10 protein-coding genes are annotated in these 15040 nt (G+C 67.6%); 5 read left to right on the plus strand and 5 right to left on the minus strand.

The window, feature by feature from the left end; all coding sequences use genetic code 11:
• Positions 1-62: 62 nt before the first annotated feature.
• From LU699_RS05010 to zupT, 5 genes are all read left to right on the plus strand, one after another.
• Positions 63-1541, plus strand: a complete 1479-nt coding sequence (locus tag LU699_RS05010) for a leucyl aminopeptidase (RefSeq protein ID WP_232134250.1) — start codon at positions 63-65, stop codon at positions 1539-1541.
• A 67-nt stretch (positions 1542-1608) separates the two neighbouring features.
• Positions 1609-2034 (plus strand): DNA polymerase III subunit chi, encoded by a 426-nt coding sequence (locus tag LU699_RS05015; protein ID WP_232134249.1) that lies wholly within the window; start codon positions 1609-1611, stop codon positions 2032-2034.
• 114 nt (positions 2035-2148) lie between these two features.
• Positions 2149-5019, plus strand: a complete 2871-nt coding sequence (locus LU699_RS05020) for a valine--tRNA ligase (RefSeq protein ID WP_232134248.1) — start codon at positions 2149-2151, stop codon at positions 5017-5019.
• A 126-nt stretch (positions 5020-5145) separates the two neighbouring features.
• Positions 5146-6459: an NAD(P)/FAD-dependent oxidoreductase gene (locus LU699_RS05025; protein ID WP_232134247.1), complete on the plus strand. Its 1314-nt coding sequence runs from the start codon at positions 5146-5148 to the stop codon at positions 6457-6459.
• A 76-nt stretch (positions 6460-6535) separates the two neighbouring features.
• Positions 6536-7345 carry a zinc transporter ZupT gene (zupT, locus tag LU699_RS05030; RefSeq protein WP_232134246.1) on the plus strand — a complete coding sequence of 270 codons (810 nt, stop codon included), beginning with the start codon at positions 6536-6538 and terminating at the stop codon, positions 7343-7345.
• Positions 7346-7354: 9 nt separating this feature from the next.
• Here zupT and LU699_RS05035 read toward each other — a convergent pair whose 3' ends face one another.
• From LU699_RS05035 to LU699_RS05055, 5 genes are all read right to left on the minus strand, one after another.
• Positions 7355-8005 carry a hypothetical protein gene (locus LU699_RS05035; RefSeq protein ID WP_232134245.1) on the minus strand — a complete coding sequence of 217 codons (651 nt, stop codon included), beginning with the start codon at positions 8003-8005 and terminating at the stop codon, positions 7355-7357.
• 85 nt (positions 8006-8090) lie between these two features.
• Entirely contained in the window at positions 8091-8969 is an 879-nt protein-coding gene (gene rpoH, locus LU699_RS05040; protein ID WP_232134244.1) for an RNA polymerase sigma factor RpoH, read from the minus strand.
• A 198-nt stretch (positions 8970-9167) separates the two neighbouring features.
• A complete protein-coding gene (gene glnE / locus LU699_RS05045; protein WP_232134243.1) occupies positions 9168-11945 on the minus strand; it encodes a bifunctional [glutamate--ammonia ligase]-adenylyl-L-tyrosine phosphorylase/[glutamate--ammonia-ligase] adenylyltransferase in 2778 nt (925 codons plus the stop codon).
• A 296-nt stretch (positions 11946-12241) separates the two neighbouring features.
• The gene (locus LU699_RS05050) at positions 12242-13870 is read right to left on the minus strand and encodes a phytoene desaturase family protein (protein WP_232134242.1); all 1629 of its coding nucleotides are present in this window, start codon (positions 13868-13870) and stop codon (positions 12242-12244) included.
• Positions 13867-14985, minus strand: coding sequence for a UDP-N-acetylglucosamine--N-acetylmuramyl-(pentapeptide) pyrophosphoryl-undecaprenol N-acetylglucosamine transferase (locus LU699_RS05055; protein WP_232134241.1), 1119 nt, complete (start codon positions 14983-14985; stop codon positions 13867-13869). The genes LU699_RS05050 and LU699_RS05055 overlap by 4 nt, the downstream gene beginning before the upstream one ends.
• Positions 14986-15040 lie beyond the last annotated feature (55 nt).

Raw genomic sequence — 15040 nt, forward strand, 5'->3', positions numbered from 1 at the left:
GCCTGACTGGGCGCCGCGCGCTGGACCGTGAAGTGTACCGATCACCCCATGGAATCTGGTTGATGACCCTCGAATTCACCCTGAACCAAGCGCCCCCCGCCACCCTGTCCAGCGATTGCCTCGTCATTGGCGTCTTCGCGGACGGCCCGCTGGCCGGCGCCGCCGCCGCGATCGACACCGCCAGTGGCGGTCGTCTGTCTGCCCTCGCCACCCGTGGCGATCTGTCCGGCAAGGCCGGTCGTACCAGCCTGCTGCACGATCTGCCGGGCGTCACCGCGCCGCGCGTGCTGGCGATCGGTCTGGGCGAGCGCGCCAAGTTCGGCGTGCCGCAGTACCTCAAGGCGGTCGCCGATGCGGTGCGTGCGCTGCGCGACGGCAACAGCACGAGCGCTGCGATCGCGCTGGCCGATCTCGACGTTGCCGGCCGCGACGCCGCGTGGAAGATCCGCCAGGCCGTGGTCGCCGCCGACCACGCCGCGTACCGCTACGTGGCCACGCTGGGCGCCAAGAACAAGAAGCGCGAGCCCGACACGCTGACCGCGATCTCGATCGTCGGCGACGACGCCGATGCGCTGGCGCAGGGCAAGGCGATCGCTGCCGGCGTGAAGTTCGCCCGCGAGCTCGGCAACCTGCCGCCGAACATCTGCAATCCGGCTTATCTCGGTGAGCAGGCGCAGACCTTCGCGTCGCGCTTCGACAAGGCCTCGTGCGAAGTCCTCGACGAGACGCAGATGGAAGCGCTGGGCATGGGTTCGCTGCTCGCCGTGGCGCGCGGTTCGGCCAACCGTCCGCGCCTGGTCGTGCTGAGCTGGAAGAACGGCGGCGACGCCAAGCCCTTCGTGCTGGTCGGCAAGGGAATCACGTTCGATACCGGCGGCGTCAACCTCAAGACGCAGGGCGGCATTGAGGAAATGAAGTTCGACATGTGCGGCGCGGCGACGGTCATGGGCACGTTCGTGTCCGCGGTCGGTCTCGATCTGCCGATCAACCTGCACGTGATCGTGCCGGCGGTGGAGAACGGCATCGACGGCGACGCGTATCGCCCGTCGGACGTCATCACCAGCATGTCGGGCAAGACCATCGAAGTCGGCAACACCGACGCCGAAGGCCGCCTGATCCTGTGCGACGCGCTGACCTACGCCGAGCGTTTCGAGCCGGCCGCACTGGTCGACGTCGCCACACTGACCGGCGCCTGCATGATCGCGCTCGGCACGCAGGCCACCGGCCTGATGAGCAAGCACGACGATCTGGCCGCCGAGCTGCTTGCTGCCGGCGAGCACGTGTTCGACCGCGCCTGGCGTCTGCCGCTGTGGGACGAATACCAGTCGATGCTCGATTCCAACTTCGCCGACGTCTACAACATCGGCGGACGCTGGGGCGGCGCGATCACCGCGGGCTGCTTCCTGTCGCGCTTCACCGAAGGCCAGCGCTGGGCGCATCTCGACATCGCCGGCAGTGCCAGCGGCAGCGGCAAGATGGCCTACGCCACCGGCCGCCCGGTCGGCCTGCTGAGCCAGTGGCTCATGGACCAGGTCGACTGACCGGTCCGGGCCTTGCGGGGACGCGGCATCGCGCCGCGTCCCCGGTTCCGGCCCGACCGCCACTGCCATGGCCCGCGCCGACTTCTACCTGATCGCCAAGCCGCGCTTCCGCGAGGAACCGCTGCGTCTGGTGTGCGAACTGGTCCGCAAATCCTATGCGGCCGAACTGTGGACGCTGATCCTCGCCCGCGACGCCGAACAGGCCGAAGCGCTCGACGATCTGCTGTGGGACATGGGCGAAGACGCCTACATCCCGCACCAGATCGCCGGCATGGACGAGGAGGACGACGAAACACCCGTCCTCATCGCCACGCCCGATTTCGACGCGCCGATGCGCGCGCTGGTCATCAATCTGCGCGACGAAGTGGCGCCGCCGGGTTTCGAGCGCGTGCTCGAAGTGGTGCCGGCCGACGACTCGGCCCGCGAACCGCTGCGCGAGCGCTGGAAGCAGTACAAGGCCGCCGGCCTCGATCTCGCCAAGCACGATATGTGAGACGCGGTAACGGGTGATTGGCGATTGGTGATTCGAAAGAGCACTGGGCCGATCGCTTGATGCCGCTTCGCGTTTCCAATCCCGAATTACGAATCACCCATCACGGCCCTCCCCATGTCCCTCGCCCAAAGCTACGACCCCGGCACCTTCGAAGCCCGCCTGTACGCGGAATGGGAGAAGAGCGGCGTCTTCCAGCCGCAGGGCGATGGCCCGGCGTACACGATCCTGCTGCCGCCGCCGAACGTCACGGGCACGCTGCACATGGGCCACGCGTTCCAGCACACGCTGCAGGACGCGCTGATCCGCTACCACCGCATGCTGGGGCATCGCACGTTGTGGCAGATGGGCACCGACCACGCCGGCATCGCGACAGAGATGGTGGTCTCGCGCAATCTCGCGCTTGAAGGCAAGGGCGAAACCCGCGACTCGCTGGGCCGCGACGGTTTCATCGAGAAGGTGTGGGAGTGGAAGGGGCAGTCCGGCGACACGATCGAGCGCCAGATGCGTCGCCTCGGCGCGTCGGGTGACTGGTCGCGCAAGACCTTCACGATGGATCCGCTGCCCTCGCAGGCAGTCGTCGAAGCCTTCGTGCGTCTGCACGAGGAAGGCCTGATCTATCGCGGCCAGCGCCTGGTCAACTGGGATCCGGTGCTCAAGACCGCGATCTCGGATCTCGAAGTCGTCAGCGAGGAAGAAGACGGTTCGCTGTGGTCGATCCGCTATCCGCTTGCCGATGGCGCGAGCTACGAACACGTCGAAGTCGATGCCGACGGCGTCGAGACGCTGCGCGAGACGCGCGACTATCTCGTCGTCGCGACGACGCGTCCGGAAACCATGCTCGGCGACACCGCGGCGATGGTGCACCCGGACGACGCGCGCTACGCGCATCTGATCGGCCAATCGGTCGTGTTGCCTTTGACCGGTCGCCGGGTCCCGGTGATCGGCGACGGCTACGTCGACCGCGCGTTCGGCACCGGCGTGGTCAAGGTCACGCCCGCGCACGACTTCAACGATTACCAGGTCGGCCAGCGCCACGACCTGCCGATGATCAACCTGTTCACGCCGGACGCCGCGGTCAACGAGAACGCGCCCGAGGAGTACCGGGGCCTCGATCGCTTCGATGCGCGCAAGGTCGTGCTCGCCGATCTCGAAGCCGGCGGTTTCCTCGTGGAAACGAAGCCGCACAAGCTGCAGGTCCCGCGCGGCGATCGCACCGGCCAGGTCATCGAGCCCTACCTGACCGACCAGTGGTTCGTCGCGATGGAAGGCTTCGCCAAGCGCGGCATGGAGCTCGTCGAAAGCGGAGAAGTGAAGTTCGTCCCGCCGAACTGGACCAGCACCTATCGCCACTGGATGGAGAACATCCAGGACTGGTGCATCAGCCGCCAGCTGTGGTGGGGCCACCGCATTCCGGCGTGGTACGACGCTGACGGAAAGGCCTACGTCGGCCGCGACGAGGCCGAAGCGCGTGCGCGCAACGGGCTCGGCGCCGAGGTCGTGCTGACCCAGGACACCGACGTGCTCGAGACCTGGTTCTCGTCGGGTCTGTGGCCGATCAACACGATGGGCTGGCCGGACGAGACGGCGATGGCCGAGCGCGGCTTCGAGCACTTCGTGCCGTCGAGCGTGCTGGTCACCGGTTTCGACATCATCTTCTTCTGGGTCGCCCGGATGATCATGCTGACCGATCACCTGACCGGCCAGGTGCCGTTCCGCGATGTCTACATGACCGGCCTGGTGCGCGACCGCGACGGCCAGAAGATGTCGAAGTCGAAGGGCAACGTGCTCGATCCGCTGGACATCATCGACGGCATCACCATCGAAGACCTGGTCGCCAAGCGCACCACCGGGCTGATGAAGCCCAAGGACGCGCCGAAGATCGAGAAGGCGACGCGCAAGGAATTTCCGGACGGCATCATCGCCCACGGCGCCGACCCGCTGCGCTTCACGATGGCCGCGCTGGCCGGCCCGGGCCGCGACATCAAGTTCGATCTCGGCCGCGCCGAGGGCTACAAGAATTTCTGCAACAAGCTGTGGAACGCAACGCGTTTCGTGCTGATGAACACCGAAGGCTTCAGCGCCGAGGGTGCGCCCGAGCCGACGACCGACGCCGAGAAGTGGATCCTCGCGCGTCTGGCGACGACCGCCGACGAGGCACGCGCGCACTTCACCAGCTACCGCTTCGATTTGCTCGCGCAGACGCTGTACGAATTCGCCTGGAACGACTTCTGTGACTGGTTCGTCGAACTCGCCAAACCGGCGCTGCTCGGCACCGTGCATGGAAGCACAAGTGCCGCTGAAGGCAGGACGCCGGAAGCGGCCGATGACGCGGCCGCCGCGAACAGCACCCGGCACACGCTGCTGCACGTGCTCGAATCGCTGCTGCGTCTGCTGCACCCGCTGATTCCGTTCGTCACCGAAGAGCTGTGGCGCCAGGTCGCACCGCGCGTCGGCATCGCGGACGCGACGATTTCGCTGCGGCCCTACCCGGCGCCCGACGGCGAGCTGATCGCGCGCTGCGCACAGGCCACGACCGACGTCGAATGGCTCAAGCAGATGGTCACCGCGCTGCGCCGCGTGCGCAGCGAGCTGGGCGTGTCGCCGGGCAAGCAGGTGCCGTTGCTGGTGCAGGCCGGTAGCGACGCCTCACGCGCGCGTCTGCAGCGCTTCGACTCGCAGCTGAAGTTCCTCAACCGCCTCGAACGTATCGATGCTGTCGACGGCGATCCGCCGCCGGCCGCAACCGGCCTGGTCGGTGACGTGAAGTTGCTCGTGCCGCTGGAAGGTCTGGTCGATCTGGACGCCGAGCGCGCGCGCCTGGACAAGGAAATCGCCCGCGTGCTGTCGGAGAAGGACAAGAGCGCCGCGAAGATCGCGAAGTTCAGCGACAAGGTGCCGGCGGCCGTCGTCGACCAGGAGCGTCAGCGCCTCGTCGACTGGACCGCGCAGCACGACGCTCTCGCCGCGCAGCGCGCGCGGCTCTGAGGCATGACGCCGGCGCGCGCACGCGCCGGCGTTCGACCGCTGCACACGTACGCGTGCAGCGCGCGTCCTGACGAAGCGTTACCGGGTGGCCGCCTACAATCGGCCACCCCCACGCACGTCGATCACATGCCCAGTTCCGATCGCATTCCCCATGTCGTCATCGTCGGCGGCGGTTTCGCCGGCCTCTGGGCCACGCGTGCGCTGGCGCGCGATCCGGTGCGCATCACCCTCGTCGATCGCGGCAACCATCATCTGTTCCAGCCGCTGCTCTACCAGGTGGCGACCGCGGGCCTGTCGGCGCCGGACATCGCCGCGCCGCTGCGCCACATCCTGCGCAGCCAGGACAACGTCGAGGTGCGGCTGGCCGAGGTGCAGGGCATCGACACCGCCGCGAAAACGCTCGCGCTCGCCGACGGCACCAGCCTCGGCTTCGACACGCTGGTACTCGCTGCCGGCGCCACCCATGCCTACTTCGGCAACGATCACTGGGCCGCGCATGCGCCGGGCCTGAAAACGCTCGACGACGCGTTGCTGCTGCGGCGCAAGTTGCTGCTCGCCTTCGAGCGCGCCGAGGCCGAAACCGATCCCGAGAAGCGCGCCGCGTGGCTCAGCTTCGCTGTCGTCGGCGGTGGCCCGACCGGCGTCGAGCTCGCCGGCACACTGGCGGAGATCGCGCGGCACACGCTGCGCAGCGAGTTCCGCAACATCGATCCGGCCCTGGCGAAAGTGCGCCTGGTCGAAGCCGGGCCGCGGGTGCTGTCGTCGTTCCCGGACGATCTTTCGGAGAAGGCGCGTCGCCAGCTGCAGAAACTCGGTGTCGAGGTGCAGACCGGCACGCCGGTCGCCGACATCGATGCCGACGGCTACCGCCTCGGCGACCAGCGCGTCGCCGCGAAGACGGTGATCTGGGCCGCGGGCGTGGCAGCGTCGCCGCTCGGCGCCCTGCTAGATGCGCCGCGCGACCGCGCCGGCCGCGTGCAGGTCGAACCCGATCTGCGTGTGCCGGGCCATCCGGACATCTATGTCGCCGGCGACCTCGCCGCGATCCAGAGCGCAGGCCAGCCCGTGCCGGGCGTCGCGCCGGCCGCCAAGCAGATGGGGCGGCACGTCGCGACCAGCATCCGCGCGCGCCTGCGCGGGCAGGCGACGACGCCGTTCGCCTACCGCGACTTCGGCAACCTGGCCACGATCGGGCGCATGGCCGCAGTCGTCCACTTCGGTCGGCTAAAACTGTCCGGCGCACTCGCCTGGTGGTTCTGGCTGATCGCCCACGTGTTCTTCCTGATCGGCTTCCGCAACCGCGTGGTCGTGCTGCTCAACTGGACCATGGCGTACTGGAGCTACCAGCGCGCGGCGCGGATCATCTTCGGCCCGCCCCTCGATGCCGAACCGGTCACCAAGCCGACGAGCGAAGAGCCCGACGCACCGCGCATCGGCTAGCATGGCCGCGCGCCCACCCAAGCCGGATCTGCAGCCAGGCTGAGTCGCTCCCCCCACACGTTCCGGCGTTCCGCGCATGCTCGAAATCTCGACCCACAACTTCTGGATCGCGCTCGCGGTCACCACCGCGGCTGGCCTCGCCACAGGCCTCGGCAGCCTGCTGGTGCTGTTCTCCAAGCAGCCGAACGCGCGCCTGCTGTCGTTCGGCCTGGCCTTCGCCGCCGGCGCGATGGTCTACGTGTCGCTGACCGAGATCCTCGACAAGTCGATCCTCGCCTTCACCAACGCCTACGGTCCGCAGCTCGGCTTCACCTGGGGCACGCTGTCGTTCCTCGGCGGCGTGCTCTTCATCGTCACCATCGACCGGCTGGTGCCCAACCCGCACGAGCGTCTGGAAGTCGACGATCCCTACTTCCGCGAGCACAACACCAGCTACATCAAGCGCGTCGGCCTGCTGACCGCCGTCGCGATCACCGCGCACAACTTTCCCGAAGGTCTGGCGACGTTCTTCGCGACGCTCGAGAATCCGGGCGTCGGCATGCCACTCGCCTTTGCGATCGCGATCCACAACATTCCCGAAGGCATCGCGATCGCGGTGCCGGTGTACTTCGCCACCAACAACAAGCTCTACGCCTTCCTCGCCTGCCTGCTGTCGGGCCTGGCCGAACCCATCGGCGCGCTCATCGGCTATGCCGTGCTGCGCCCCTTCCTGTCCGAACCGGTGTTCGGCGTCGTGTTCGGCCTGATCGCCGGCGTCATGGTCTTCCTCGCCCTCGACGAACTGCTGCCCGCGGCCAAGCGCTACGCCAAGGGTCACGAAACGGTGTACGGCCTGGTCTCGGGCATGGCCGCGCTGGCGATCAGCCTGGTGCTGTTCAAGTGGTGACCGATCCGGTCATCGCGTGGTTACGCTGGCGCTGACAATATGATCGCGGCGCAGGACTAGGACGCCCTTCTGCATCAGATAGGCGCAAGCTGAGTCATCGCAGACGATCAATGGCCCCACGCGAACGCTCGCACCGTTGTCCAAACGCAACGCCGCTCTAGAAACGCCATCGAAGTTCGCGATGACACTCTCGGCACGTGATTTCCCAAGCTTCTCGGCGCCGGCCAGAGCCAGCAGAACTGCTCCGAAGGCGATCGATACTGCTGGTAGTACGGTCGCGATTCTATCCAGCGTGTTCAACGCAGGGATCTTCAGCGAACGATGGCGCTTTCTGGGAACCTGCCTCGATGCACGGATGCTTGCGATTCGCCTCGCCCGCCATCTGATCTGAATCCGCGCCATTTTTCCGATCACGAGCCACAGGATCAGCAAGACTAGACCGGCATACAGGACTGCGATTCCCCACAAGAGGTATTTAGCACCTCCTGTCAGTCCCGCATGAAAGCCGAAGAACATCAGCGCTTCGCCGCTCTTCTGAAACTGCTCGGCGCTCAACCCGAAGGTCGCCAAGTAGCTCTGCCGGTAATAGTGGCCGCCTGCATAGAGCAGTCCTGTGCCAAGCGTCAGGACCACCGCAGCGTCCAGCCATTTCGATCTCATGCCTACCTCCTTGTAAGAACTAGAGATTCAAACAGAAACGGCCCGCTTGCGCGGGCCGTTTCACATGTCGCATTCGAGCCGAAGATCAGGCCGCGAACAGCGCCTTCATCTTCTTCAGCGCGTTGGCTTCGACCTGGCGGATGCGTTCGGCGGACACGCCGTACTCGTCAGCCAGTTCCTGCAACGTCACCTTGTGCTCGTCGTCGAGCCAGCGGCGGCTGATGATGTCGCGCGAACGCGCATCCAGCGTGGCCATGCCTTCGCGCAGCAGATCCAGCTTGCTGCCCTCGCTGTCGCGACGCTCATAGGCCTGCGCGGGATCTTCATCCTGTGCGACGAGGTAGGCGACCGGCGCCGGCGGCGCGTTGTCGTCGTCCTCGCCTGCGGGCGCGTCGAAACCGATGTCGCGACCGGACAGGCGCGACTCCATCTCGAGCACTTCGCGCTCGGACACGTTGAGATCGGCAGCAACCGCACGGACCTCGCTCGCGTTGAGCCAGCCCAGACGCTTCTTGCTCTTGCGCAGGTTGAAGAACAGCTTGCGCTGCGCCTTGGTCGTCGCGACCTTCACGATGCGCCAGTTCTTCAGGATGAACTCGTGCATCTCGGCACGGATCCAGTGCACGGCAAAGCTCACCAGGCGCACGCCCACGTCGGGGTCGAAACGCTTGACCGCCTTCATCAGGCCGATATTGCCTTCCTGGATCAGATCGCCCAGCGGCAGGCCGTAGCCGTTGTAGCCACGGGCCACGTGCACGACGAAGCGCAGGTGCGAATGCACCAGCTCGCGTGCGGCGTCGAGATCGTCGTCGTCGCGGTAGCGCTGCGCCAGCGCCTGCTCATCTTCGACCGACAGCACCGGGATCTGGTGCACGGCGCCGATGTAGGCATCCAGCGAACCCAGCGGGTTGAGGGTCGGGAGGCTGTTGGCAACCAGGGCGTGGGACATGGTCTGCGTGCTCATGGGGAGGGATGTTAGCAGTCGATACCTATGACTGCTAAGACGCACAGGAGTTCCCGAGTGTTCCATTCACAGAACGAATTCGGAAATTTCGTTGACTCATACTCACGTTCGGGACTATCACTGCTCCCGGCCGTCACTGTGCATCCTGGAATCGAGTCTGCGGCGCCGCCCGGCAACCTCGCATGAAAACCATCGCATTCAGGTCCAACCCGCAGCGCAACGGATCGTCTCGCGTGCGGATTCCAGCTCGGGCGTCTCGACCACGATCCGGGTCCGGCGGTCGAGCGTGCAGTCCAGCCCGAGTTCCAGCAGCGTGGCGTGAGCCGCCCGCAGCCCGGCGCTGGTGCCCGCATCGAGCAGGCCTTCTGCACCCGCCGCTTCCAGCAGCAGCGGCGTCGCGCGCGGCGCGAGCAAGGCAGGCCGCGTCGCCGCCTCGCGCAGCACCAGCCACTGCAGCAGGAATTCCAGATCGACCAGACCGCCCGCGCCCTGCTTCAGATCGAAACGGTCGCCTGCGCTGCGGTCCAGCTCGGCGCGCATGCGCCGGCGCATCGACAGCACGTCCTCGTGCAGCTTCGCCGGATCGCGCGGGGTCGCCAGGATGTCGCGGCGCACGTCTTCGAACGCGGCAGCCATATCGTCATGCCCGGCCACGAAGCGCGCGCGCACCAGCGCCTGGTGTTCCCAGGTCCAGGCCCGCTCGCGCTGGTATTCGGCGTAGCTGGCCAGCGACGAGACCAGCAGCCCCTTGCCGCCGTCCGGGCGCAGGCGCACGTCGACGTCGTAAAGACGGCCGCCGCCGGTGACGGTGCCCAGCAGCGCGACGATCTTCTGCCCCAGCCGCGCGGCCCAGCGCTGTGCATCGAGCGGACGCGCGCCGGTGGATTGCGCATCGGCGGGCGCGTCGTAAAGGAATACAAGGTCGAGATCGGAACCGAAGCCGAGTTCTTCGCCGCCGAGGCTGCCGTAGCCGATCACCGCGAACCGCGCGTCAGGCAGCGCGCCATGCGTGGATTCGAGATCGCGCATCGCCAGCGCCAGCACGGTGTCGACCACCGCGTCGGCCAGCCACGCGAGCTGGCGTGTGGCGTCCTGTCCGGACTGGCGCCCATCGAGCGTCGCGAGCGCGATGCGGAAGCTCAGCTGCTGGCGGGTCTCGTTGAGATCCAGCAGGCCGGCTTCGAGATCCGGCTGCCGCAACGCGCGCGCGCAGGCCTGGGCCATCTCGCCACGCTGCAGCAGCGGTCCTTCATCGCGCGTGTCGAGCAGTTCGTCGAGGAGCAACGGATGCGCGGCGAGCCGTTCGGCGAGAAACGCGCTGCGCGTGACCACATCGACCAGACGCGCCAGCGCCGCCGGGCGTTCGTCGAGCAGGGCCAGATAACTCGCGCGCCGCAGGATGTTGTGAAGCAATGCGAGCAGCCGGCGGATCGCCTGCAGCGGACGGTCCGCGGGCGCGGACGCCTGCAGCAGTACCGGCATGAGCCTGTCCAGTCGCGTGCGCGCGCTGTCGGACAGATCGCGCACGCTCGGGGAACGCGCGAAATCGCGCATCGCCGCGTCGACTTCAGTGCTGTCATTGAAACCCGTGGCTTCGAGCACCGCGCGCTCGCCGCCCTCGGGCAGCGCACGCCAGTAGCCAGCGAGATCGTCATCCGTCTCGACCGCCCGCTGCTGGCTACGCACGGCAAACAGCGCATCGAACTCCTGCGCGACCGACGCGCGCACAGCGCGCAGTGCATCGACGAGCGCGTCCCAGTCGGCATATCCGATTCCGCGCGCGATCCGCAGACGGTCCAGCGGATCGGCAGGCAACATGTGCGTCTGCGCATCGCGAAGCATCTGCAGCCGGTTCTCCAACTGGCGCAGGAATCGATACGCGCGTTGCAGCAACGCCAGCGTCTCCGCATCGATCTGCGCATGCGCGTGCAAGGCCTCGAGCGTCGGCAACAGACGCCGGTCGCGCAGCGCCGGCTCGCGGCCGCCGCGGATCAGCTGCAAGGCCTGGGCGAGAAATTCGATTTCGCGGATGCCGCCATCGCCGCGCTTGATGTCGTCGGATAATTCCTTGCGCGCGACCTCGGCCGCGATCATCGCCTTCATCTGCCGCAGGCCGTCGAGCGCGCCGTAGTCGAGATAGCGGCGGTAGATGAAAGGCCGCAGCTGCGACAGGAACCGCTCGCCGGCCTGGATGTCGCCGGCAACGGGCCGCGCCTTCTGCCAGGCATAGCGTTCCCAGTCGCGGCCCTCGTGCTGGAAGTACTGCTCCATCGCCGCGAAGCTCAGCGCGATACGGCCGGCACTGCCGAACGGACGCAGCCGCAGATCGACGCGATGGCTGAAACCGTCGGCGGTGTTCTCGTCGAGCAGCTTCGCGAGCTGCTGGCCCAGCCGGGTGAAGTAGTCCTCGGCAGCGAGTGCGCGCGCGCCATCACTCTCGCCCGCGGTCGCGAAGCCGTAGATCAGATCGATGTCGGAACTGAAATTGAGTTCGCCGCCGCCGAGCTTGCCGAGGCCGAACACGACCAGACGCACGACATTCCCGTCGGCATCGCGCACCTGGCCGTAGCGCTGGGCGAACTCCGCTTCCAGCGCGTCGAGCGCGAGCGTCAGGCAGGTTTCCGCCAGCGCCGTGCTGCCAGCCAGCGTGGCGTCGACATCGTCGAGACCGTGCACGTCACGCCACACCAGTCGCGCCGAACACGCGGTGCGATAGCGACGCAGCAACGCCGGCCATTCGCTGCGGTTGCCGGCGTCGAGTGCGGGTGGCGCGATGCCGTGTTGCGCGCTGTCTTTCAGGAGTTGCGCGAGCGCGTCCGGCTGACGCTGCAAGACGTCGAGCGCGAAATCGCTGGCGAGCGCGACCGGGCGGATGCGCGCGATGGCATCGGCATCGTTGCGGGTGGTATCCGGCAGTCGCGCGATCAGGCGGTCGATCTGGGCGTCGAGTTCGGGCGGCAACGGGGCGTCAGGCATCCGCGGATTGTCGCATCGCGATGCGGGTATCGCGCCCGGACGCGTGGCGTTGCGGCATGCCCTGCAGAAACGTCAGGCAAAAAAAAGCCCGCGACCGGTAAACCGGTTGCGGGCCTTGCTCCCTCCCCCACGTCGGGTGCAGGGCGATAGTGAAAGAGTCGTTACCGCTTTGCACGCTGCATTGCAAAACGATACCGGCGGGTTCAAAAAATCGCCTGGAGCGATTTTTGACGTCGCGGAGCGACGGCCCAGCGGGTGGCTGCCATGGATGGCGGCCACAAAAAACCCTCGCCTGTTCAGGGTCTTGGGCCGCGCCGCAAGTCGCGCAGGATCTCGCGCGCGGCGTTGCGCCCTGGGAGTCCGGTGACGCCGCCACCCGGGTGCGAGCCGGAGCCACAGAGGTATAGGCCGCCCAGCGCACCGCGATAGTTCCCCTGCCCGAGCAGCGGCCGTGCGCTGAACAACTGGTCCGGGCCCAGCGCGCCGTGGAAGATGTCGCCGCCGATGAGGCCGAGCCGGCGTTCCAGATCGAAAGGCGTCAGCGCGTCATAGCCGAGCACGCTGCGCGCGAAGTTCGGCGCCTGCGCATCCACCGTGTCGATCATCAGTTGCGCGACGGTGTCGCGGTGCGCGTCCCAGCCGCCGTCGGCGTCCTCGATCACCGGATTGACGTGCTGGCAGAACAGGCTGGCGACGTGCTGGCCGGGCGGCGCGAGGCTGTCGTCGAGCGTCGACGAGATCACCAGTTCCACGACCGGCGCGCGCGCCCAGCCGGGATTGTGTTCGCGCGATTTCGCATCGAAGTACGCGCGCTCGAAATAGCCGAGCGAATCGCCGATCAGGATGCCGCTCTGATGATGCGGCTGCAGCGTCGTGCCCGGTGCTGCGCGGAAATCCGGCAGTTCCGACAGGGCGACATTCATTCGGAACGTTCCGGATCCGCAGCGGTAGCGGCGGATGCGCGCGGTGGTGTCCTCGTCGAGATGTTCGGGTGCGACCAGACGCGTGTAGAGCAGCTTCGGATTGAGGTTGGACGCCACCACGCCCGCGCGCAGTGTGCGTCCGTCGACGAGTGCGACGCCGACCGCGCGACCGTTCTCGACCAGCACCTGCGCCACGTCCGCATCGGTATCGATCACCACGCCACGCGCGCGGCACTCGGTCGCGATCGCATCGCTGATTGCGCCCATGCCACCGATCGCGTGACCCCAGACGCCGCTCTTGCCGTTGACCTCGCCGAACACGTGATGCAGCAGCACGTAGGCCGAGCCTGGCGTGTAGGGACTGGCGAAATTGCCGACAATCGAATCCCAGCCCAGCGCGGCCTTCAGCGGTTCGCATTCGAACCAGTCGTCGAGCAGTTCGCCGGCGGATTTGGAGAACAGATCGAGCAGGTCGCGGCGGCCGCGCATGTCCAGCGATTTCAGCTGCCGCGCGACGGTCAGCGAGTTGAGCCAGTCGGCGAGTACGAAGCGGTCGCTGACGTTAGGCGGCGTCGCATGCATCAGCGCACGCAGCACGACGACCACGCGATCGAGCATCGCGTAATACTCGGGCAGACGCGCCGCATCGCGCGGCGACCAGCGCGCGAGTTCAGCGGCGCCGTCGGGTCCGCCCAGACGGAATGCACGACCGTCGGGCAGCGGCAGGAAATTCGAGTACGGCCGCTCGACCACGCGCAGGCCGTGCTGCGCCAGCCGCAGGTCCGCGATCACCTTCGGATTGAGCAGGCTGACGGTGTAGCTCGCCAGCGAGTTGCGGAAGCCCGGATGGAATTCTTCGGTGACGGCCGCGCCACCGACGACGCCGCGACGTTCCAGTACGCGCACGCGCAAGCCCGCGCCCGCGAGATACGCCGCGCAGACCAGTCCGTTGTGGCCGCCGCCGACGACCAGCACATCGCAGTCGTCGCGGCGGGCGCTCATGCGTGCCGGGCCAGCGTGGACTGCACGAGATCGGCCAGCGTCGACGCGGCCTGCGGTCGACCGAGCGCCGCCGAGGCGCGCGCGGCATCGGGCAGGACGGTCGGCGATGCGAAGGCGTCTGCGAGCAACTTCGACAGATGCTCGGGCGTGAGTTCGGATTCGGGCACACACCAGCCGATGCCGGCCGCGGCCAGCGTTTCGGCGTTGCGGCGCTGCTCGTCGCGCGAGCCGCCGGCGGGAATCGGGACCAGCACCGCCGGACGGCCGACGGTGAGCAGATCGGCAGCCGTGGTCGCGCCGGCGCGGGTGATCACCAGATGCGCATCGCGCAGGCGTGCGCCCATGTCGTCGAAGAACGGCCGCACGGTCGCGTCGATGCCGGCGTCGCGCAGCGTGCGTTCGATCTGGTCGGTCGCATCACCCTTGTATTGCAGCGAGACCTGCAGACGTTGGCGGATCGATCCGGGCAGTTGCAGCAGAGCCGGCGGCACGACGTCACCGAACACGCGCGCGCTCTGGCTGCCGCCGACGACGAGCAGGCGCAGCGGTGCAGCCGCATCGAGCAATGGATAGTCGCCGCGCGCATCGAGGATCGCCTGGCGCACGGGATTACCGGTGTCGACGATGCGCGCGGCGTCGAAGCCGTCGAGACCGGCGGTGTCCGGGAACGACGTCGCCACGCCATCGGCGAAGCGCAGCAGTTTGCGGTTGGCCATGCTCAGGCGCGCGCCCTGCTCGTGCAGCAGCAGCGGCAGCGCGCGGCTCCTGGCCGCCAACGCTGGCGCGAAGCTCGGATAGCCACCAAACCCGACCAGCAGACGCACGCCGCGACGGCGCATGTCGGCGCGTGCCTGCGCCGTCGCGCGCAGGATCGTCAGGCCGGCCGCCAGCTTGCCCGACAGCCCACCTTCAAGGCTGCGTGCCGGCAGCACCACGTGGTCGAGCCCGGCGAGCGCCTGCGTGTACGCAGCGCCGCGGCGCTCGGTGTAGATCACCACCGGATGTCCGCGGCGCTGCAGTTCACGCGCCAGCGCCTCGGCCGGAAACAGATGCCCGCCGGTGCCGCCAGCGGCGCAGGCGATGGTGGGAAGCGATGCGGGAGACACGTGCGACATGGACAACCTGGGGGAACACGACAGCGCACGACTATAGCCAGTGCGCCCGGCGCGT

The sequence above is a fragment of the Luteimonas fraxinea genome (assembly GCF_021233355.1).
In the GTDB taxonomy this organism is placed as follows: Bacteria; Pseudomonadota; Gammaproteobacteria; order Xanthomonadales; family Xanthomonadaceae; genus Luteimonas; species Luteimonas fraxinea.